Origin of the sequence: Mycobacterium sp. 852002-30065_SCH5024008 (assembly GCF_001665645.1) — a bacterium.
GTDB classification, from domain to species: Bacteria; Actinomycetota; Actinomycetes; order Mycobacteriales; family Mycobacteriaceae; genus Mycobacterium; species Mycobacterium paraffinicum.
The window spans coordinates 28717-48802 of the sequence record NZ_LZSZ01000097.1 but is presented as its reverse complement, the minus strand read 5'-3'; the positions used below and the strand labels follow the sequence as shown (position 1 = coordinate 48802).

Annotated in this window: 18 protein-coding genes; 9 read left to right on the top strand and 9 right to left on the bottom strand. The window is 67.4% G+C overall.

Annotated elements, in window-relative coordinates; genetic code table 11:
- The first annotated feature begins 1 nt into the window (after position 1).
- Positions 2-676, top strand: a complete 675-nt coding sequence (locus A5781_RS13400) for an IF2 family translation initiation factor (RefSeq protein ID WP_067206408.1) — start codon at positions 2-4, stop codon at positions 674-676.
- Positions 677-688: 12 nt separating this feature from the next.
- On the opposite strand, the gene A5781_RS13395 is transcribed toward A5781_RS13400, so the two are convergent.
- From A5781_RS13395 to A5781_RS13385, 3 genes are all read right to left on the bottom strand, one after another.
- On the bottom strand, positions 689-1366 hold the full coding sequence (locus tag A5781_RS13395; protein ID WP_067206404.1) for a cutinase family protein: 678 nt from the start codon (positions 1364-1366) through the stop codon (positions 689-691).
- 105 nt (positions 1367-1471) lie between these two features.
- Positions 1472-1813, bottom strand: a complete 342-nt coding sequence (locus A5781_RS13390) for a DUF3253 domain-containing protein (RefSeq protein ID WP_082939332.1) — start codon at positions 1811-1813, stop codon at positions 1472-1474.
- 2 nt (positions 1814-1815) lie between these two features.
- The gene (locus tag A5781_RS13385) at positions 1816-2589 is read right to left on the bottom strand and encodes an enoyl-CoA hydratase/isomerase family protein (RefSeq protein ID WP_067206400.1); all 774 of its coding nucleotides are present in this window, start codon (positions 2587-2589) and stop codon (positions 1816-1818) included.
- A 115-nt stretch (positions 2590-2704) separates the two neighbouring features.
- Here A5781_RS13385 and hrpA point away from each other — a divergent pair, with 115 nt between their 5' ends.
- Together hrpA and A5781_RS13375 are read left to right on the top strand one after the other, a co-directional pair.
- Complete coding sequence (gene hrpA, locus A5781_RS13380; protein ID WP_067206397.1) at positions 2705-6613, top strand: ATP-dependent RNA helicase HrpA; 3909 nt, start codon at positions 2705-2707, stop codon at positions 6611-6613.
- Positions 6614-6728: 115 nt separating this feature from the next.
- Positions 6729-8222: an FAD-dependent monooxygenase gene (locus A5781_RS13375; protein WP_067206394.1), complete on the top strand. Its 1494-nt coding sequence runs from the start codon at positions 6729-6731 to the stop codon at positions 8220-8222.
- Between the two features lie 2 nt (positions 8223-8224).
- Here the strand turns inward: A5781_RS13375 and A5781_RS13370 are convergent, their stop codons facing one another.
- Positions 8225-8407: a hypothetical protein gene (locus A5781_RS13370; protein WP_067206391.1), complete on the bottom strand. Its 183-nt coding sequence runs from the start codon at positions 8405-8407 to the stop codon at positions 8225-8227.
- A 161-nt stretch (positions 8408-8568) separates the two neighbouring features.
- Between A5781_RS13370 and zwf the strand changes: the two genes are divergently transcribed.
- Positions 8569-10074 carry a glucose-6-phosphate dehydrogenase gene (gene zwf / locus A5781_RS13365; protein WP_067206388.1) on the top strand — a complete coding sequence of 502 codons (1506 nt, stop codon included), beginning with the start codon at positions 8569-8571 and terminating at the stop codon, positions 10072-10074.
- Positions 10075-10083: 9 nt separating this feature from the next.
- Here the strand turns inward: zwf and A5781_RS13360 are convergent, their stop codons facing one another.
- Entirely contained in the window at positions 10084-11007 is a 924-nt protein-coding gene (locus A5781_RS13360; protein ID WP_067206385.1) for a class I SAM-dependent methyltransferase, read from the bottom strand.
- Between the two features lie 161 nt (positions 11008-11168).
- Between A5781_RS13360 and A5781_RS13355 the strand changes: the two genes are divergently transcribed.
- Positions 11169-12050: a CoA ester lyase gene (locus A5781_RS13355; protein WP_067206381.1), complete on the top strand. Its 882-nt coding sequence runs from the start codon at positions 11169-11171 to the stop codon at positions 12048-12050.
- Positions 12051-12060: 10 nt separating this feature from the next.
- Here the strand turns inward: A5781_RS13355 and A5781_RS13350 are convergent, their stop codons facing one another.
- On the bottom strand, positions 12061-12807 hold the full coding sequence (locus A5781_RS13350; protein WP_067206582.1) for a sensor domain-containing protein: 747 nt from the start codon (positions 12805-12807) through the stop codon (positions 12061-12063).
- Positions 12808-13245: 438 nt separating this feature from the next.
- Here A5781_RS13350 and A5781_RS13345 point away from each other — a divergent pair, with 438 nt between their 5' ends.
- On the top strand, positions 13246-13641 hold the full coding sequence (locus A5781_RS13345; protein WP_156624613.1) for a hypothetical protein: 396 nt from the start codon (positions 13246-13248) through the stop codon (positions 13639-13641).
- A gap of 202 nt (positions 13642-13843) precedes the next feature.
- A complete protein-coding gene (locus tag A5781_RS13340) occupies positions 13844-15079 on the top strand; it encodes an osmoprotectant NAGGN system M42 family peptidase (protein ID WP_156622721.1) in 1236 nt (411 codons plus the stop codon).
- Between the two features lie 11 nt (positions 15080-15090).
- On the opposite strand, the gene A5781_RS13335 is transcribed toward A5781_RS13340, so the two are convergent.
- Positions 15091-15861 carry a class I SAM-dependent methyltransferase gene (locus A5781_RS13335; RefSeq protein ID WP_067206375.1) on the bottom strand — a complete coding sequence of 257 codons (771 nt, stop codon included), beginning with the start codon at positions 15859-15861 and terminating at the stop codon, positions 15091-15093.
- A gap of 52 nt (positions 15862-15913) precedes the next feature.
- Positions 15914-16597, bottom strand: a complete 684-nt coding sequence (locus tag A5781_RS13330) for a GAP family protein (RefSeq protein ID WP_067206372.1) — start codon at positions 16595-16597, stop codon at positions 15914-15916.
- Between the two features lie 242 nt (positions 16598-16839).
- Between A5781_RS13330 and A5781_RS13325 the strand changes: the two genes are divergently transcribed.
- Both A5781_RS13325 and A5781_RS13320 read left to right on the top strand, forming a co-directional pair.
- Complete coding sequence (locus A5781_RS13325) at positions 16840-18273, top strand: FAD-binding oxidoreductase (protein WP_067206368.1); 1434 nt, start codon at positions 16840-16842, stop codon at positions 18271-18273.
- Between the two features lie 41 nt (positions 18274-18314).
- Complete coding sequence (locus A5781_RS13320; RefSeq protein WP_067206364.1) at positions 18315-19379, top strand: hypothetical protein; 1065 nt, start codon at positions 18315-18317, stop codon at positions 19377-19379.
- A gap of 37 nt (positions 19380-19416) precedes the next feature.
- On the opposite strand, the gene A5781_RS13315 is transcribed toward A5781_RS13320, so the two are convergent.
- Positions 19417-20067 (bottom strand): heme oxygenase (biliverdin-producing), encoded by a 651-nt coding sequence (locus A5781_RS13315; protein WP_067206361.1) that lies wholly within the window; start codon positions 20065-20067, stop codon positions 19417-19419.
- Positions 20068-20086 lie beyond the last annotated feature (19 nt).

The following is a 20086-nucleotide window of genomic DNA, read 5'->3' as shown; positions in this document are numbered from 1 at the left end:
GATGAGAATATCCGAAGTCCCGCTCGCAGTTCTGCGGTTCCACTACCAGCTGGCCCGATTCCCGTTGCAGGTCATCGAGGACCGGGTCGTCACCCGAATCCCGACCGAAGCGCCCGCGCGGCTGCTGTTCGAGCGCTCGCTCGGCATGCTGGACACCACGGTCGGCAATGTGCTCGATGACCCGAAGCTGGTCGATCGGGGGACGGCGCTCGTCGAGCGCAGCGACGCGCTGGGCCGCGCGGCGCAGCTGGACGCGAAGGCCGCGGCCCGCAAGGAACAGGCCGACGCGAAGCTGAAGGGCGCCCGCGACGAGGCGATCGAGGACCGGCAGGAAGCGCAGGCGGCCACGCAGCAGGAGATCACAGAGGCCCGCAACGCCGCCGAGCAACGCAAACGGGAAACCGCGCAATCGGCCCAGCAGCAGAGCACCGCGGCGAAGCGGCGCGCCGACGAGGCGGCGGACAGGCAGAAGCGGACGGTCGAGTCGGCTAAACGCCAGGTGGAGACCAGGACTCAGGCCGCCGAGAAGGCTGCGTCCAAGGCGGCGGCGGCGAAGATCGACGAGGCCGAGGACAAGCTGGGCGACGCCGCCGAAAAGCGCTCCGAGGCAGACCGCGTCGCGCAACTGGCGGCCGCCGAGAAGCGGCAGCGGCAAGAGGAACGCGCGAACGACTGACGGGCGCGCGCCTCAGACGCGCGGCGCCGGCCCCTGGTTGATCTTGTTGGCCGCGAACGTCGCGGCCTGGGCGGTCATTCCGGCGTCGATGTAGGAGACGTGCGCCATGATGTTGCCGCCTCCGGAGCAGATCGGGTCGTCGGGGGCGCACAGGCTGATTGTCTTGGATCCGTACGCCGGGTTGATCGTCGGTAGTGGTTGTCCGCCCCACAACATGGACGAGAATCCGCTGCTGGGCTCGCCGAAGAGGGCGACGGCGGCGACGTGATCGGCGACCGAGGGCGGCATCGCGTTGGTCGCCAGATCGATCACCGTCGAGCCCTGCGAGTATCCGCCGAGGACGATCCTCGAGTTCGGGCAGCTGGCGACGGTGTCTTGGATGTGCGTGCTCGCGTCAGTGGATCCGGCGTTCGCGCTGTTGTGGTAGTCGTCGTTGGCCGGATAGTTGACCGCGTAGACGTCGACGGATTTACCGCCGAGCTGCGAGGTGAGCGAGTCCACGAACGCCTGCCCGATGTTGCCCAGACCGGGCTCCTGATGAGTGCCGCGGGCGAAGACCACCGAGACGTCGGAGCATGCGTCGGCGGCAGCGGTGGGCAGGGCTGACGATTCCCAGACCGGGATGCTCAGCGCAGCCCAGGTCGTCGCCACCGACACACCAACTATGCGACCAAATCTGCGTCCACTCATGCCGAAATCCTGTCACATCACCGGCCGCAGCGGTCCCACCGGTTGACGCTGGGGCGAGGAAGCGAACGCATACCGCCGAATCATGTTGCGGCGCAACGGAAGCTCTCAGTCGGCGGTAGTCCGGATGCGAATGGGGCCGGTCCAGTCGCCCTCGGGATCGACGGCGGTGCCGCGCTGCGTGATCTCCACGTCACCCGATCTGGCGAGCTGCCGCGCGACGTCACGCGCGTCGGGCATCAGCTCGCGCCAGTTCTCGCCACCCACGGCCCGGGCAGCGTCCGACGGGCAGATGCTGCTCCGCGGGCCGCAGTGCTCGGCCAGCGCGCGGATCGACGATTCCAGTCGCCGCCTGATCGGCCCGTCCCCGAGCGCGATCTCGGCATGGTCGGCGCCGGGCCCACCGCCCTCACGGACCATGCCCAGCTCGGCACGCAATCGCTCACCCATTCCTAGCGGCCGCGCCACTGGGGCTTGCGCTTCTCGGCCCACGCCCGGAGCCCCTCGGCGACGTCCTCGGTCGCCCCGGCCACCTTGCGCATGGTCTCCCCGAAGCGAACGGCCTCGATCCAGCCCATGTCCGCCGTCCGCCACGCCACTTCCTTGGTCGCCCGCTGGGCCAGGGGAGCGGCCTCGGTCAGGGTCCGGGCCCAGGCCCGGGCCTCAGCCTGCAAGTCGTCCGGCTCTACGAGCTTCCACACCAGGCCGATCTCCTTGGCCCGCTCGGCGCTCATGGGCTTGCCGGTCAGGAGGAGTTCCATGGCGTTGGCCCAGCCGACCCGCTGGGGCAGCCGGATGGCCCCGACGATGGTGGGCACGCCGATCGACACCTCCGGAAAGCAGAAGGTCGCCTCGGTGCTGGCGATGACGAAGTCGCAGAAGAGCACGCCGGTCACTCCGTAGCCGATGCAAGGCCCGTGCACGGCGGCGATGGTCGGCTTGAACAACTCCATCCCGGACTCGAAGGAGTTGATCGTCGGCTTCTCCCAGAAGGTGCCGCCGAAGGTGCCCACCGAGCCCTCGCCGTCCTTGAGGTCGCCGCCGGCGCAGTAGACGTTGCCGTTGGCGGTCAGGATCGCGACCCACGCGTCCAGGTCGTCGCGGAACCGCTCCCACGCCGCGTTCAAGTCCTGGCGCAGAGGCCCGTTGATGGCGTTGCGGGCCTCGGGGCGGTTGAGGGTGATGGTGGCGACGTGGTCGTCAAGCTCATACGTGACGAGACTCATGGGTTCACCCTAGGGCGCCGAGTGTGGGCCCTACGTATGAAAACTGGCTCGAATTCGTTCGTAGGCCCACGCTCGGCGAACGGCCCACGGCGACCGCACGCCTACCCTGGCCCGAGTGGCCGAACTGTCCGTCGCGGAACTGCGCACCCGCCTTGACGGTCTGACAGCCCGCGACGCCGCACGCCTCGGAAGGCGCCTGAAGAACCTGCGCGGAGCCAAACCCGACCAGCTGCGGCAGCTCGCCGAGCAGATCACCCGGGCCGAGGCGCTCGTCGCCATGCGGCAGGCCGCGGTGCCGGCCATCAGCTATCCCGATCTCCCGGTCAGCGGGCGGCGGCAGGAGATCGCCGACGCGATTCGGGCGAACCAGGTCGTCGTCGTCGCCGGTGAAACCGGTTCGGGAAAGACCACGCAACTGCCCAAAATCTGTCTTGACGCCGGCCGGGGCGTCCGCGGAACCATCGGGCACACCCAGCCCCGGAGGCTGGCCGCCCGCACGGTCGCGCAGCGCATCGCCGACGAATTGGGCGGCCCGCTCGGCGAGACTGTCGGCTATACGGTCCGGTTCACCGATCAGGTCAGCGACCGCACCCTGGTGAAGCTGATGACCGACGGCATCCTGCTCGCCGAGATTCAGCGGGACCGCCGGCTGCTGCGCTACGACACACTGATCCTCGACGAAGCCCATGAGCGCAGCCTGAACATCGACTTCCTACTGGGTTACCTGCGCGAGCTGCTGCCGCGCCGCCCGGACCTGAAGGTGATCGTCACCTCGGCGACCATCGAGCCGCAACGGTTCGCGGACCACTTCGGCGGTGCACCGATCCTCGAGGTGTCCGGGCGTACGCACCCGGTCGAGATCCGCTACCGTCCGCTGGAAGTCCCCGTGTCAAGCGGCCGGGAGGATGATCCCGACGACCCAGACCACGAGATCGTGCGCACCGAGACCCGTGACGAGGTCGAGGCGATCGTCGACGCGATCGCTGAGCTCGAGGCCGAACCAGCCGGGGACGTCCTGGTATTCCTCTCGGGCGAACGCGAAATCCGGGATACCGCCGAGGCTTTGGGCGGACTGAGAAACACCGAGGTGCTTCCGCTGTACGCCCGGTTGCCGACCGCCGAGCAGCAGAAGGTGTTCGCGCCCCACACCGGGCGCCGGGTCGTCCTGGCGACCAACGTCGCCGAGACGTCGCTGACGGTGCCGGGTATTCGCTACGTCGTCGATCCCGGCAACGCCCGCATCTCGCGCTACAGCCGCCGCTTGAAGGTGCAACGGTTGCCGATCGAACCGATCTCGCAGGCCTCTGCCGCTCAACGGGCGGGCCGCTGCGGCCGGGTCGCGGCCGGCGTGTGCATCCGCCTGTACTCCGAGCAGGATTTCGCGGCCCGTCCGCGCTACACCGAGCCCGAGATCCTGCGGACCAACCTCGCCGCGGTGCTGTTGCAGATGGCGGCACTGCGGCTCGGCGAGGTGGAGAACTTCCCGTTTCTCGACCCGCCGGACCGGCGCAGTGTGCGCGACGGCGTGCAGCTGCTGCAGGAGTTGGGAGCTTTCGACGCCGAGGGCGCCATCACCGACCTCGGCCGCCGCCTGGCCCGCCTGCCGGTCGACCCGCGCCTGGGCCGGATGATCCTGCAGGCCAACACCGAGGGATGCGTGCGGGAGGTGCTGGTGCTGGCCGCGGCGCTGACCATCCACGACCCGCGGGAGCGGCCCACCGACCGCGAGGAGGCCGCCCGTCAGAAGCATGCCCGCTTCGCCGACGAGAACTCCGACTTCCTTACCTACCTCAACCTCTGGCGCTACCTAGGCGAACGGCGGAAGACGCTGACGGGCAGCGGATTTCGCCGCATGTGCCGAGATGAGTTTCTGCACTACCTGCGCATCCGCGAGTGGCAGGACCTGGTGGGGCAACTCCGCGGCATCGCCCGCGACCTGGGCATCGTTGAAGGCACCGCATCCGATGAACCCGCCGACCCGGCGCAGGTGCACGCGGCGCTGCTGGCCGGGTTGCTGTCGCACGTGGGCATGCGCCGCGAGGACGGGCGCGAGTACCTGGGGGCGCGCAACTCGCAATTCGTCCTCGCACCGGGCTCAGCGCTCACCAAACGACCACCCCGCTGGGTGGTCGTGGCCGAGCTGGTCGAAACCAGCCGCCTGTACGGGCGCACCGCCGCGCGCATCCAGCCAGAGGCGGTCGAGCGGATCGCGGGCGACCTCGTGCAGCGCACCTACAGCGAACCGCACTGGGACGCCAGGCGCGGCGAGGTGATGGCCTACGAGCGGGTAACGCTCTACGGCCTGCCGCTGGTTGCGCGACGGCGCGTCGGTTACGCCCGGGTGGAGCCGGCGATGGCGCGGGAGTTGTTCATCCGGCACGCGCTGGTGGAGGGCGACTGGCAGACCCGCCACCACTTCTTTCGCGACAACGCGCGGCTGCGCGCCGAGCTCGAGGAGCTGGAGGAGCGCGCCCGCCGACGCGATCTCCTCGTCGGTGACGACGAGGTCTACGCGCTCTACGATGCCCGCGTCCCGGCCGAAGTCGTCTCCGCGCGGCACTTCGACGGGTGGTGGAAGAAGCAGCGCCACAAGACACCGGAGTTGCTGACCTTCACTCGGGACGCCCTGTTGCGCACCGGCGACACCGCCGACGCCGAGCGGCCGACCGCCTGGCATTCCGGCGACGTCACGCTGCCGCTGACCTACCGGTTCGAGCCGGGTGCCGCCGACGACGGCGTCACGGTGCACGTGCCGATCGACGTGCTCGCGCGGTTGGGCGGAGACGAGTTCGCCTGGCAGGTGCCGGCGCTGCGCGAGGAGCTGGTGACCGCGCTCATCCGCTCACTGCCAAAAGACTTGCGCCGCAACTTCGTTCCCGCCCCCGACACCGCCCGTGCGGTGCTGGCAGGGATCGACCCGGCGGGGGAGCCGTTGCTGGAGGCGCTGCAGCGCGAATTGCGCCGTCGCACCGGCGTTCTGGTGCCCGTCGACGCGTTCGACCCCGACAAGTTACCGGGGCATCTGCGGGTGACCTTCGCCGTCGAGTCCCCCGACGGCACCGAGGTCGCCCGCGGAAAGGACCTCGACGCGTTGCAACGACGGCTGGCCGCGCCCGCTCGTCAGGCCGTGGCGGGGGCGGTCGCCGGCGGGCTGGAACGGGCGGGCCTGCGCACCTGGCCCGACGACCTCGACGTGCTGCCGCGTGTCGTCGAGCGAACGGTCGACGGGCGCGCCGTGCGCGGCTTCCCCGGCTTCGTCGACGCGGGCAGCGCGGTCGACCTGCGGGTCTTTGCGACGCCCGCGGAGCGGGACAACGCGCTGGGGTTCGGGATGCGCCGGTTGGTGCGGCTGAGCGTGGCGTCGCCGGTGAAAGCCGTTGAGCGACAACTGAGCCCACGGACCCGCCTGGCGCTCGGCGCCAACCCGGACGGCTCGCTGACCGCGCTGCTCGAGGACTGCGCCGACGCCGCGGGGGACACGCTGGTACCCGGGCCGGTGTGGACCCGCGAGGAGTTCGCCGCGCTATGCGAGCGGGTGGGCAAGGCGCTCGTGTCCGCGACCGCCGACATCGTGGCCCGCGTGGAGCAGGTGTTGGCCGCCGCGCAGGACGTGCAACTCGCCCTGCCCGGCCGGCCGCCGCCCGCGCAGTCCGACGCGATCACCGACGTCCGCGCTCAGCTGGATCGACTGTTGGCGCCGGGGTTCGTCGCCGCCACCGGAACTGCCCACCTGGGCGATCTCACCCGCTACCTGAGCGCAATCCGCCGGCGCCTCGAGAGGCTGCCGCACGGGATCGACGCGGACCGGGAGCGAATGCAGCGGGTACGCGCCGTGCAGCGCGCCTACGACGATTTGACACAGTCGCTGCCACCCGCGCGGCAGGCGGCGTCCGACGTCCGCGACCTTGGGCGGCAGATCGAAGAATTACGGGTGAGCCTGTGGGCCCAGCAGCTGGGCACCCCGCGACCGGTGAGCGAGCAGCGGATCTACCGAGCAATCGAGGCGCTACGCGACCGTACGTGAATTATTGCCCTCCCACTCTCAACCTATAGCGCACCGGGGGGCTTGCGGCAAGGGCGGGGTGATGCCGCACAATCGCTGGCCGAAGCCAATTTTCGCTCTTAGCAGGGGGTTGGGAGTGTTGTCACACGAGAACGTCGACCACGCGGTGCTGATCGCTGGAGGAGGCCCGACAGGACTGATGTTGACCGGTGAATTGGCGTTGGCGGGGGTCGATGTGGCGATAGTCGAGCGGCGCGCAGGCCAGGACCTCATCGGTGCGCGCGCCGGGGGTCTGCATGCGCGCACCATCGAGGTCCTCGATCAGCGGGGCATCGCCGATCGGTTTCTTGCCCGGGGCCAGGTCGCCCAGGTCGCCGGGTTCTCCCAGATTCGGCTGGACATCAGCGACTTTCCCACCCGGCACCCCTACGGTCTCGCGTTGTGGCAGAACGAGATCGAACGCATACTCGCCGACTGGGTGCACGAGTTGGGGGTGCGGTTCTATCGCGAACATGAGGTCACGGGCATCGCCCAGGACCACAGTGGCGTCAACGTCGCATTGTCCGATGGTCGATTCCTGCGAGGGGCATACCTCGTCGGCTGCGACGGCGGGCGCAGCGTGGTCCGTAAAGCCGCCGGCATCGATTTCCCCGGCTGGGAGCCGACGACCAGCTACCTGCTCGGCGAGGTCCAAATGGATTTCGGGACAGGCGATTCGCCGGTATGGGGCATCCGCCACGATGCACTCGGCGTGCATTCCCTTTCCGCGTCGGAGGAGGGCGGGCCGGTGCGTGTCATGGTCACCGAGCGGCGCCTGGGGTCAAGCAGCGAACCCACGCTAGGCGACCTGAGTGAGGCGCTGATCGCCGTCTACGGAACGGACTACGGGATACACAGTCCCGCTTGGCTTTCCAGATTTACCGACATGGCGCGGCAAGCCGCAACCTATCGCGACCGGCGCGTCCTGCTGGCCGGGGACGCCGCGCATGTCCACCACCCGGTGGGCGGCCAGGGGCTGAACACCGGCGTGCAGGATGCGGTCAATCTGGGGTGGAAGCTGGGGCAGGTGGTCAACGGCACGTCCCCCGGCAGCCTGCTCGACAGCTACCACACCGAACGGCACCCGGTCGCCGCGCGCGTGCTGCGCAACGCTATCGCCCAGATGGCGCTTCTTCGCCCCGACGACCGAACCAAGGCCTTGCGCGACACCATGGCCGACCTGCTCGCCATGGACGAACCTCGCCAACGGTTCGCCGCCATGATGTCCGGCCTGGACATCCGCTACGACCTGGGCGACGCACACCCGCTGCTCGGACGGCGCATGCCCGATCTTGACCTGGTCACCGCCGAGGGGCCACTACGGGTTTTCACGCTGCTACACCGGGCCCGACCGGTGCTGCTCAACCTCGGCGGAGCGGGCCGATTCGACCTGGCTTCCCGGGCGGACACGGTCCAGCTGGTCGACGCGGAATATGGCGGTAACTGGGAACTTCCGGCAGTCGGCACCGTACCGGCTCCCGACGCGGTCGTGATTCGTCCGGACGGGCACGTCGCCTGGGTCGGAAACGGCACTAATGAGGGCCTGGGCGACGCGCTCACGGCCTGGTTCGGCGCCCCGCCCGGCCCTTAGGTCTAATCCGGCGGTTCATCGCCCGAGCCGACGGTGGGGGCGCGTTCCCGGTCGCTGGGCTTGCCGGCAACGCCTTCGGCCTCCCGGTCGTCGGCGACCTTCTCCTCGAGCCGGTCGACGATGTCTTCGAGCTGCTGGGAGTGGCCCCGGGGGTCTTTGTCGGGTTTCGTCATATCGCTTTCCATCGACTGTGGTCGGGCACGGCCCGTCGCTATCCAGTACCCCATCCGCCGGCTGGTAACCGGGCGGCGATTGTGATCCTCGGTTCACGGCGGCAACGGCCGCGTTGGCCGAACTAGGAGTGACGGACGCGACATTACGCCGTGGCGGTGGAAGTATCGCAGGGGTGGCCGATAAGAAACCGCAGACCATCTCGTACCCGGCGGCCGACAGGCGTCCGCGCCGCCACGAAACCGAGCCGCTCGATCCCCACGTTATCGTTCTGTTTGGTGCGACCGGGGATCTTGCGAAACGCAAGCTGCTCCCCGGGCTGGCCTATCTGGACCAGTCCGAGCTTGCGCCCGACATCCAGATCGTCGCGACGTCGCTGGAAGACCTCAGTGACGACGACTTCCGCGAGATCGCCAAGGACGCGATCGAGTCGTTCGGCACGCACAAGCTCACGTCCGAACAGTGGGCCAATTTCGCGAAAATCGTCACCTACGTCCCGCAGGAGAAGGGACCCGAAGCGCTGGCGGCGGCGGTGGCCGAAGCCGAAGCCGAGTTGGGTCCGAACGTCAGGCGGCTGCATTACCTGTCGGTGCCCCCCAAAGCCGCGCGCGAAGTCATCACCATGCTGAGCGACGCCAAACTCGTCGAGCGCTCGCGGGTGGTGATGGAGAAGCCGTTCGGAACCGACCTTGCCAGCGCGGTGGCGCTCAACGACTTCGTGCACGAAACGTTCGAGGAATCCCAGATCTTCCGTATCGACCACTTCCTGGGTAAGGAGGCCGCGCAGAACATTCTGGCGTTCCGCTTCGCCAACGGACTGTTCGAGCCGATCTGGAACCGCAACTTCATCGACCATATCCAGATCGACATCCCCGAGGCCCTCGGCCTGGATCAACGGGCGAACTTCTACGAGGAGACCGGCGCCTACAAGGACATGGTCGTGACCCACCTGTTCCAGGTGATGGCGTTCGTCGTCATGGAGCCGCCCACGGCGCTCGAACCTTTTGCCATCAGCGAAGAAAAGAACAAGGTTTTCCGCTCGATGCTGCCGGTCAAGCCCTCCAATGTGGTGCGCGGCCAGTACAACGGATACCGCGAAGAGGAAGGCGTCGCAAAGGATTCCGACACCGAGACGTTCATCGCCCTCAAGGTCGGCATCGACAACTGGCGCTGGGCGGGTGTGCCGATCTATCTGCGTACCGGCAAGAAGATGGCCGAGGGAATCCGCATCATCTCGATCGCGTTCCGAGAGGCGCCCCGGACGATGTTTCCGCCCGGCTCGGGGGTCGGGACTCAGGGTCCCGACCACCTGACGTTCGACCTCGCCGACAACTCGAAGGTGTCGCTGTCTTTCTACGGCAAACGGCCGGGCCCCGGGATGAAGTTGGACAAGTTGTCCATGCAGTTCTCCTCGCAGGAGATCGACACCGTCGTGGACGTGCTGGAGGCATATGAACGGCTCATCCTCGACGCGATGCGGGGTGACCACACGCTGTTCAACACCGCGGAGGGCATCGAATCGTTGTGGGAGCGTTCGCAGGATCTGCTCGACGACCCCCCGCCGGCGAAGATGTATCAACCGGGCACCTGGGGCCCCAATGCCATCCATCAACTGATCGCACCCAATGCGTGGCGGTTGCCCTTCGAGCGGGAGTGGCGCGACGCCAGGCCGGACTCCTAGTCGGCGCGGTCAGCCCAGTTCTGCGCTGATGTAGGTGATGGCGTGCCGAAATTCCTTGAGCATTTCGTTGTCGGGAACGACGAAGCCGTAGTCGGCGTATAGCTGATCGGTGGGGTGAGGGGTGACGACCCAGCCGGCGGCAGCCAGGTGTTCTCCGGCGGGTTGGCGCGCCCCCTCCCACACCAGATCGGCGACGTCGATGTCCAGTCCGTGCTTGCGCCACGTGGTGCGCATCGCCCGGGCGCGCTCGTCGGTGAACACGCCCATGTTCGTGATGTTCTCGGTGGCCAGCCGGCTGCCCGATGCGCTGAGCGTGGTGATGCTGTCCAGGAGGCGGTCCTGCGCCTGCGGCGGCAGGTAGGGGAGCAGGCCTTCGGCGATCCAGGCCGTCGGCGCCGTCGGGTCAAATCCGTTGCCACGCAGCGCGGTTGGCCAATCCTCGCGCAGGTCGATGCCTACCGTTCGGCGTTCGGCGGTCGGTTCGGCGCCGATCCGGGCCAGCGTTTCGCTCTTGAAGGCGATGACCTCGGGCTGATCAACCTCGTAAACCACCGTGCCCGCCGTCCAGGCCAACCGATAGGCGCGGGCGTCGAGCCCGGCGGCCAAGATCACGGCCTGACGTATCCCGGCGCTGGACGCCGATGTGAGGAACTCATCGAAAAACCTGGTGCGCACGGCGATCTGCTCGCGACGCTGCTGCAGGCTCAGGGGCATGTCGTCGTTGTCGAGCGGGATCTGGCCGTCGAGCATGCGGACGAAGAACGGGTGCCCGACCGCGCGCACCAACGGCTCGGCGAACCGGTCATCCAGCAGCGGATCGGGCCCGCGGGAAGCCAGCGCCCGGGACGCGGCGACCATCGTCGCGGTCGCCCCAACGCTGGAAGCCAAATCCCAGCTGTCGCCCTCGGTGCGCGCCGAACCAAGTGAAGACACTCGCCGCTCCCTTCTGGGATTCGGCCGCCGCGGCGGCAGGATTTCGGATGTTCGCCGCCAACGGACTGCGCGGCTACACCACCTGAGATCGAAGGGTACTTTCTGCCTAAGCCGCGCTCACCAAGCCCCCGCTGAGCTCGAGACAGGAAGCGAATCACTGGATGGCACCGACTCTGCGCCCGCGCCGCTCGGCGTTGTACCTGCCCGGCAACAAGACCCGCGCATTGGAGAAGGGGAAATCGCTGCCCGCGGACGTGGTCATCCTCGACCTCGAGGACGCCGTAGGACCCGACGCCAAAGCCGACTCGAGGGCCACGGTGTGCGACGCGATCTGTCCGGACAGCTATGGGCCCCGGGAGGTCGTGGTGCGCATCAACGGCTTAGACACCGAGTGGCACGACGAGGACTTGGCCGCCGTGGCCGGTTCGGCCGCCCACGGCGTACTGGTGCCGAAAGTCGAGTCGGGCGATCAGGTCCGAGCGCTGACCGCGACGCTGGTCAAGCTCGGCGCCCCGGAGTCGTTGCAGCTGTGGGTGATGATCGAAACGCCGCGCTCCTTCCTCAAGGTCGAGGAGATCGCTTCGGCCAGCGAGCGACTGGCCGCGCTGGTGATCGGCACCAACGACCTGGTGAACGATCTGCACGGATTGCACGTGCCTGGCCGCGCGCCGGTCGTGCCCGCGTTGGCGTTGGCGGTGCTGGGTGCCAGGGCGGCGGGAAAGGTGATTTTGGACGGCGTGTTCAACGACATCACCGATGAAGACGGATTTCGCGCCGAGGCTCGGCAGGGCCGCGAAATGGGTTTCGACGGCAAGACTTTGATCCATCCGTCCCAGATCGGCCCGGCCAACGACCTGTTCGGTCCGTCGCAGCAGGAAGTCGCCGACGCCCGTAAGGTTGTCGCGGCCTACGAGGAGGCGCGGGCCGCGGGGACCAGTGTGATCACGGTGGACGGTCGGATGGTCGAGAGCCTGCATGTCCGCAACGCGGAGCGGATCCTCGCGCTCGCGGACCTCATCGCGGAACTGGCGTCCGCCTCCTAGGCGTACGGGCTCATTGCTTGTCGACTCGGCCGGCGATCTGGCCGGCGAGTTTGACCGCCAAGTCCGCCGGTTCCTTGCGGACCACACCGACATCGATCGCCACGTTGTTGCGCACGGTCAGCGCGCGCTGGCAGGTCATGGTCAGCAGGACGTTGCCGTTGTCGCGCAGTGTCATCGTCAGGGTGGTGCTCAACATCCCGTTGGCGTTGGAGACCGGTCCCACCTGCCACCCCGTCTCGGGGGTGTCCTGCCCGGCGGGAGTGGTGAATTGCCGGTTGGCGCAGGCCGGCCAGCGCTGCGCCGAGCTGCTGAAGAAGGCATTCGCCTCTTTGGGAGACGGGAACAGCACCAGTACCTGGCCCACCTCGGGATCCGGTTCATTGGAATTCGGGGGAAGGGACGCAACCTCGTCGTCGCCGCTGACCGCGGTGTAACCGCTGCCCGCATACACGGGAGCCTGACCGGGGCCGATGGCATAGACGCAGTCGTCGGGGAATTTCCAGCCCGCGGGCCACGGCTGCTTCGCGTTGTCGTCTTGGAGCTTGTCGTTCTTTTCCTTGCTCTTCGATCCGGTCACACCCAGCCCGCTGTCGATCTCCGCCGAACCGAGCAACAACCCCGACAGCGCCGCCTGCGCGACCGGCGGACGCGTCGAGGTCGTCGTCGACGAGCCTGGGCCACGTTCGTTGCTACTGCCGCACGCGGCAACCAGTAATCCGATGGCCGCGATGGAGATCGCGGCTGACAGTCGGCGCATGTGTAGCTCACCTTTCACGGTCGCGTTCAGCTCTTCAAGCTTCCGCGCGGCCAGACTCATCCACGAAGCTGAGAGGTGGACGGAAGCATAACCGCTCGGACAGCAAATTGCGTGATTCCTCGAAAAGTGTTCCGTGAATCGTCGTTTGAGCCTCGGGATTCATGTCGATCGCGTAGCGCGCCGGCCGAGCCAAGACCGACGGATCGGCCCCGCTCGGCGCCCCGCAACCGGGAATCGTTCGCAGATCAAGGGTTTCCTAGGGCAACAAAGCCGGCGAGTGCCGTCCACCAACGCAGGTACCGCAGCGCGTCTCCGATTCACATACGAATTAAAACCGCGCCGGGGGTATGTCAGTTACCGGTAAGGTGCATGCAGCAAACGCCATTCGTTGGAACAGAGGAGTCTCCGATGCGGCTAGACCGAACCATGATCGCGGGAGTGGTCGCCATCACGATCGTTGCAGCGGGGTGCTCGAACGGCACGTCAACGTCGGGCTCCTCGTCCAGCCAGTCGGCGACCTCGGGCTCGCAGGCGCCCAGCTCGGCGCCGCCGGCGACGACACCTTCGTCCTCCACGCAAGGCGGCTCCTTCGATCAATCCACCTGCCTGGACATTTCCTTCACGAAAGACAACCTGATGGTGGCCCAGAAACCCGAGGATGCGCGCAAGTTCGCCGACACGCTGGAAAAGTACGGGCCTCCCGAAACGGCGAAGGCCGCGATCGAGCACTTCGTCACCACCGTCGGCGCACAACCCAACGATCCTGACCTCAACGCCAACAGGGATGCGCTTACCGCCTGGATCAAGCAGGTGTGTCCCAACGTCAACCCATAACATCTGATGAGCTGAGTCCGCCGCCTTCGCGCGAGCGAATCCGGTTGCGCCAACGGGCGTCCGGGCACCAGGTGCTCTACCGTGTTGGCAGGCGGGGGACAGGGGTGCCCAATTTCGGCGGGGACACCTGCCCGGACCGGTAAGTCGACGGCGACCACGCGGTAGGTTGAACGCGGTTCCGGACGACTCGAGAGGAGACACCGTGCGTCACAGCGCGGCCATGGCCGAGGCCGACCGCACGTGGATGGTTGACACGCTGCTCGCGCTGCTGCAGACGCCAAGTCCGGCGGGGCGGACGGACGCGGTGATGCAGCTCATCGGCGACATCTTCGACGACTTTGGTGTGCCGTTCTCCCTGACCCGGCGCGGCGCGCTGACCGCCGAACTCCCCGGGGAATCGGCGGCCATCGACCGCGCGGTGGTCGTTCACGCCGACACCATCGGCTGCATGGTGCGACGGCTCAAGGACAACGGCCGTCTCGAGGTCATTCCGGTCGGCACCTTCTCGGCCCGGTTCGCCGCGGGCGCCCGGGTGCGGATCTTTTCCGACGACCCCGACGAATTCATCACCGGCACGGTCATGCCGCTCAAGGCCAGTGGGCACGCCTTCGGCGACGAGATCGACCTGCAGCCAACCGACTGGGAACACGTCGAGGTCCGCGTCGACCGCAAGGTGTCTTCGCGGGAGGACCTCGTCCGCCTCGGCCTGCAGATCGGCGACTTCGTCGCCTTTATCGCCAGCCCCGAGTTGACCGCCGACGGCTACATCGTTTCTCGGCACCTCGATGGCAAAGCGGGCGTCGCGATCGCGCTTGCGCTGGCCAAGAATTTCGCCGAGAACAAGGTGGTGCTACCGCACCGCACGATGGTGATGATCACCATCACCGAGGAAGTCGGCCACGGGGCGAGCCACGGCTTGCCCGCCGATGTCGCCGAATTGGTCTCGGTGGACAACGCGGTGTGCGCGCCCGGCCAGCATTCCATCGAGGACGGCGTGACCATTCCGATGGCCGACTTGCACGGTCCGTTCGACTATCACCTGACGCGCAGGCTGTGCCGGCTCGCGCAGGAGCAGGAAATCCCTTGCGCGCGGGATGTCTTTCGCTTCTACCGCTCCGATGCCGCCGCTGCGATCGAGGCGGGCGCGGGCACCCGCGCGGCGCTCGTCGGCTTCGGGCTTGACGGCAGCCACGGTTGGGAACGCACCCACCTGGATTCGCTGCAGGCGGTGTACTGCCTGCTGCACACCTGGCTGCAGACGCCGCTGACCTTCGCCAAATGGGATGCCAAGCCGTCGGGCAAGCTGCGGGACTTTCCGTCGTCGAAGCAGCCTGCCCCGAGCGAGCGGTGGGTGCCGCTGGCCCGCGGGGAACACGATTCACCCGGCGAGGCGTCGCCGGGATCGCACTGGCCGCCGTCCGAGGGCCCCCAGGCCTGAGGCGCCGACTCCTAACGGTCGCGGCGGGGGATCCGATCGGCGCGCCAGCACCGGGACTTCATGGGGACCTCGATCGCTTCGGCCCGGGGGAAACGTGCAGTCAAGCCAGCGCGGGCATTGGCGAGTCGCTCCGCGCGCTCATCCGCAGACGCGATGATCACCCGGCTGTAGGTGCCGACCATTGCGACGACGTCGTCGATGCTCATCGTCCGCGCGAACGTGAATGTCTCGCGGGCGACGTTGTGGAAGATCTGCGGGTCGGGGAGCACAACATTTTCGTGGCGCCGGCGGAAGCGGTCGGGTGATTCAGCCTCGGGTGTGTCCTCGCCCGGCAGCAGGTCGAGGTCGCGCACCCAATCAACGTCACGATCTCGACTGGTCCAGATCAGGCCGAATCGCCCGCCGTCGCGCAGTACCCGGCCGATCTCCGGAACCGCCCGTTGAGGATCCATCCAGTGCCACGCCGACGAAACAAACACCGCGTCCGCGGAAAGGTCGCGAAGCGGAATCGACTCCCCAGCGCCTTCGACAGCACGAACCTCGGGAGACCGCTCGGTGAGTACGGCCCGCATGCGCGCATCGGGTTCCACGGCGATGACCGCCGCCGCCCTGTCCAAAAGTGTGCGGGTGAACAGCCCGGTGCCCGCGCCCAAGTCGACGGCCACCCCGCAATGGGGTGGCATCAGCCAGTCCACGGCTTGCTGCGGAGGGTGCGGACGAAACCCGTCATAGTCCTCGGCGATCGAGCCGAAGGACATCGCGCGCTCTTGACGATCAGTCACACGCAACAAGATATTGCGGCTCGCTATGCAAGAGATGAGAAAGAGTGCCGCGTCACCACAGGGCGCTGTGATTGACGAGTGCGTCGGCCACCAGTCCTATTCCGAAGACCAGGAACAACAGCCGCACCGACATCGGGCCGTAGCGGGTCAGGGCGCGGACGAGCCTGCGTTGAATGCGCTTGGCGCGCATGGTTCGTCTCATCGAAAGGGCAAGGATCAGCAGCGGTGGGGAAAGCGCGATCGCCCAATAGGCGATGATCGCCAAGGGCCAGAACGGTGGCCTCGGGTGCAGGGCGGCGAGCATGGCCAGCCCCGTGAGATAGGGGATTGCGGTTGGCGCCTGCCCACTACCGACGGCCAATCCGAGAAACCCGAGCAGCCATGGCCGCTCGCGCATCGCCGCCAGAGCCCAGCCGGGAGCCGATGATTGGGCGGTCAACGGGAAGTACGCCAGGCCGGTCAGCACGAGGCCGAGCACCAGCTCGCCGCGAAAACGGATCGCCGGTGTCACGTGGAAATCGACGGCGTGGGTCAAGAAGCTGAGGCCCAGTACCGTGCACAGCCCGAATGTTGTTGTCACGGCGAACACACCCGCGATGAAGCTCAGGGCACCCGGAATCGGCGACCGGCGATTCAACCGGCTGTCGAAAATGACGGCCGAGACCACGCCCAGATTGAGGACGTTCAGCGAGTCGAGAAACGCCAGGCCCGCAAGCGCCAGCACAAGAGCACCCACGCGCCTGAACCCGGCTACCGAGGGGACTGGCCGGGCGTGAACATCGGAGCGGCGCTCATGCTGCAGACAATACGAGTCGCAGAGCGGCGTGTCTGTTTGAGGCGGAGCCCGCCGTGCTCGGCGGGTACATCACCGGGGCGGCTCGTATCGGTTTCGATCCGGTCACACGGCCTGGGGCACCGAGGTTTTCGTTGTCACGCGTTTGACAATGCCGGACATGAGGCAGACGCGGGAGCCCGACGGTGGCGCGTGAGATCTCACGCCAGGCGTTCCTGCGGGGTACCGCCGGAGCGTTGGCCGCCGGTGCGGTTTTCGGCTCCGCCCGGGCCACCGCCGCCCCCAATCCCACCGGGTGGGAGGGTCTGTCCACCGCCATCGGTGGACAAGTGCTGCTACCGGACAACGGCGCTTTCGGGTCGGCCAAGCAGGTGTTCAACACCAACTACAACGGTTCGACGCCTGCTGCCATCGTGACCCCGACGTCGCCGGCTGACGTGCAGAAGGCCATGGCGTTCGCCGCCGCGCACAACCTGAAGGTGGCGCCGCGCAGCGGCGGGCATTCCTACATCGGCGCCTCCACGGCGAACGGCGTCATGGTGCTCGACCTGCGTCAGCTGTCCGGAGGAATCAATTACGACGCCGGCACGGGGAACGTCACGGTGACGCCCGCGACCAGCTTGTACGCGATGCACCAGACGTTGGCAGGCGCCGGCCGCGGCATCCCGACAGGTACCTGCCCGTCGGTCGGGGCCTCCGGGCACGCCCTGGGCGGGGGACTGGGCGCCAATTCCCGCCACGCGGGGCTGCTCTGTGACCAACTGCTGTCGGCGTCGGTGGTGCTGCCCGGCGGTCAGGCCGTGACCGCGTCCAACGCCAGCAATCCCGACCTGTTCTGGGCGTTGCGCGGTGGCGGCGGCGGCAACTTCGGCGTGACCACCTCGCTGACCTTCGCCACCTTTCCCACGACGGATCTTGACGTGGTGAACCTCAACTTCCCGGCCGAGGCATTCGCGCAAGTACTGGTCGGCTGGCAGAACTGGCTGCGCACCGCCGACCGGAACAGCTGGGCGCTGGCGGACGCCACCGTCGACGGAATGGGGACGCACTGCCGCATCATGGCGACGTGCCCGGTCGGATCGGGTGGCAGCGTAGGGGCGGCCATCACCAAAGCCGTTGGGGTGCAACCGACTGGGACCGACAACCACACCTTCAACTATCTCGACCTGGTGCAGTACCTGGCCGTCGGGAACCTAAACCCGTCACCGCTCGGATACATCGGCGGATCCGACGTGCTGCCCGTCGTCAACGCGGCCACCGCGCAGGGCATCGCCAAGGCGGTCGAAGCCTTTCCGCGGGGAGCGGGCCGCATGTTGGCGATCATGCATGCGCTGGACGGCGCCCTCGCCGATGTGGCGCCGGGGGCAACCGCCTTCCCATGGCGTCGGCAGTACGCACTGGTGCAGTGGTACGTCGAAACCGGCGACGCGGCGGCGGCGACCAACTGGCTCAACACCGCACACCAGGCCGTTGGGCCGTACTCGGTCGGGGGATACGTCAATTACATCGAGGCTAACCAACCGGCCTCGCGGTACTTCAGCTCGAACCTGTCCCGGCTGACCGCCGTGCGCCAGAAGTACGATCCCAGCCGAATCATGTTCTCGGGGCTCAACATCTAGTGAATGGCGTGGATGTCTGACGTCGGGACATAATCCCCAGCATGACCGACACGGTAAAAGTCACGCTGGATCGCGACAGCGTGGCGATGGGCGACGACACCGAGTCCCATCGGGTTTTCTGGGTCTTCCCCGAGTCGGCCACCGTCGACGACCTGCTGGTTGAAATCACCCACTATGTACCGGGAATCGCCGGACCGGCCGGCTGGGTTGCCGACGTCAACACCAAGGATGCGGTCTGCCGACGCAACCTTGGCACGATCTACACGCGCGACGACCTCAAACAAGAACCTCACATCTGCAGATTGGTGCCCGGTGAAACGACGTTGGGCAATCTGGCCAAGTGGTCAGACGTTCCCGATCTCGATGTGTACGTCCGCTACCTGACCTGGGACATGGGACGCCCACTCGCGCGTAACGAAGTGACGGCCGGCCCCACATACACCGGCGCCCAGCCGACCAAGCTGCAATCCGAAGCCGCGGTACAGGCCAATACCGATTGGGTCTTAGTACGCGAGCTGGATCGCCGCGCCGCCGCGGTCACCACGGCGCGCCGCGACTGGATTCGCACCAACATCGTCGCCGGGAGCACGCCACCGCCCGGGACCGACATCTTCATTGCCCGCAACTTCCACTACTTGGCCGACCTGCACTGCCGCGCCAGCATGCACGTGGCCGCGCAACTGCTGCTCGGGACCGACGCAGCAAAATACGAAAACCTTAGTGCGACAGTCGATATCGACACACGGCCGGCCATGGTGACCCTGGCGATGGTGCTCGCGGCGTTTGAATGGAACACCGCCCGCCTCAGCTGGCAAGCGGGCGGACGTGCGTATTGCGGGCCGTACTTCGAATACCTCGCCGGGTGCGGCTATCGGCTCGCACCGATCGAGCAAGTCATGGCCGGCCAGATCACCGCTGAGCAATTGAAGTTCTCGCCAGGCGACATCGCCCGGCTGGACCGCATCAGGCAATTGCGGGATCTGCAATACCAGCTGCGGATGAACCGGTACTACAACAAAACGCTGAGCGAGGAGCAATACCGGGCGGCTGTCACCTCTGTCCTCGCCGAACTCTCCGACCTCGGCGAGCTGCCCGGACCCATGTAGGCCCCGTTGTGCTAGGGCGGCGCACGGTGCACGGGCGTCAACGCCCTGGAGTCGGGAGGTGGTCGGCGAGCTCGTCGAGCAAGGCGTGATTCAGGCCGAAGGCCAATCTGACCTCGTCGACGATGCGATCGATGTCATCAGCGCCGGGGCGGAGCGCATCAAGGCGGGCGCGATAGGCGTCTTTGTACGGCTTGGACCGCATCGGGAATTCGTAGAACGCGAGCCCGACGCCGCGAAGACCGAACGTGCGGTCGAGAGCCTTGTAAATGACCCGGCCTCCGGAAAGGTCTCCGAGGTATCGCGTGTAGTGGTGGGCCACCAGGGAGCCACCCCAGGTTAGTGTGCGGACCCGTTCGCTGTAAGCCATCGCCGCGGGGGAGTCGATTGCGCGGGCGCCGTCGGGGCGCCAGTGTCGCAGATCGGCGTCGATGGCGGTCAGTCGCTCCAACGCCGGGTCGTAGACGGCGGCGACCATGGGGTCGTAGCGGTGCGCCCGCATGGCGTCCTCCAGGGCGGCGTACACCACGCGTAACCGAAGCAGGTATTCGGAATACCCGTGAACGGTGACGCGGCCGGCAAGCAATTCGGAGATGAATGGGCTCTGCTCGGCAGCGGTGTGCTCGGCCGCTGACCCGTCCTTCATCGCGACCGACAGGCGGCGGCGTGTCGAGTTGGCGATCGGGCTCATGGCCAGCTCAGATTACAGG

Excerpts from the sequence above, each read along its gene's own strand:
- A5781_RS13400 (WP_067206408.1), top strand. The coding sequence starts at position 2 with ATGAGAATATCCGAAGTCCCGCTCGCAGTTCTGCGGTTCCACTACCAG.
- A5781_RS13395 (WP_067206404.1), bottom strand. The coding sequence starts at position 1,366 with ATGAGTGGACGCAGATTTGGTCGCATAGTTGGTGTGTCGGTGGCGACG.
- A5781_RS13390 (WP_082939332.1), bottom strand. The coding sequence starts at position 1,813 with ATGGGTGAGCGATTGCGTGCCGAGCTGGGCATGGTCCGTGAGGGCGGT.
- A5781_RS13385 (WP_067206400.1), bottom strand. The coding sequence starts at position 2,589 with ATGAGTCTCGTCACGTATGAGCTTGACGACCACGTCGCCACCATCACC.
- A5781_RS13370 (WP_067206391.1), bottom strand. The coding sequence starts at position 8,407 with ATGGAAAGCGATATGACGAAACCCGACAAAGACCCCCGGGGCCACTCC.
- A5781_RS13355 (WP_067206381.1), top strand. The coding sequence starts at position 11,169 with ATGGCACCGACTCTGCGCCCGCGCCGCTCGGCGTTGTACCTGCCCGGC.
- A5781_RS13350 (WP_067206582.1), bottom strand. The coding sequence starts at position 12,807 with ATGCGCCGACTGTCAGCCGCGATCTCCATCGCGGCCATCGGATTACTG.
- A5781_RS13320 (WP_067206364.1), top strand. The coding sequence starts at position 18,315 with ATGACCGACACGGTAAAAGTCACGCTGGATCGCGACAGCGTGGCGATG.
- A5781_RS13315 (WP_067206361.1), bottom strand. The coding sequence starts at position 20,067 with ATGAGCCCGATCGCCAACTCGACACGCCGCCGCCTGTCGGTCGCGATG.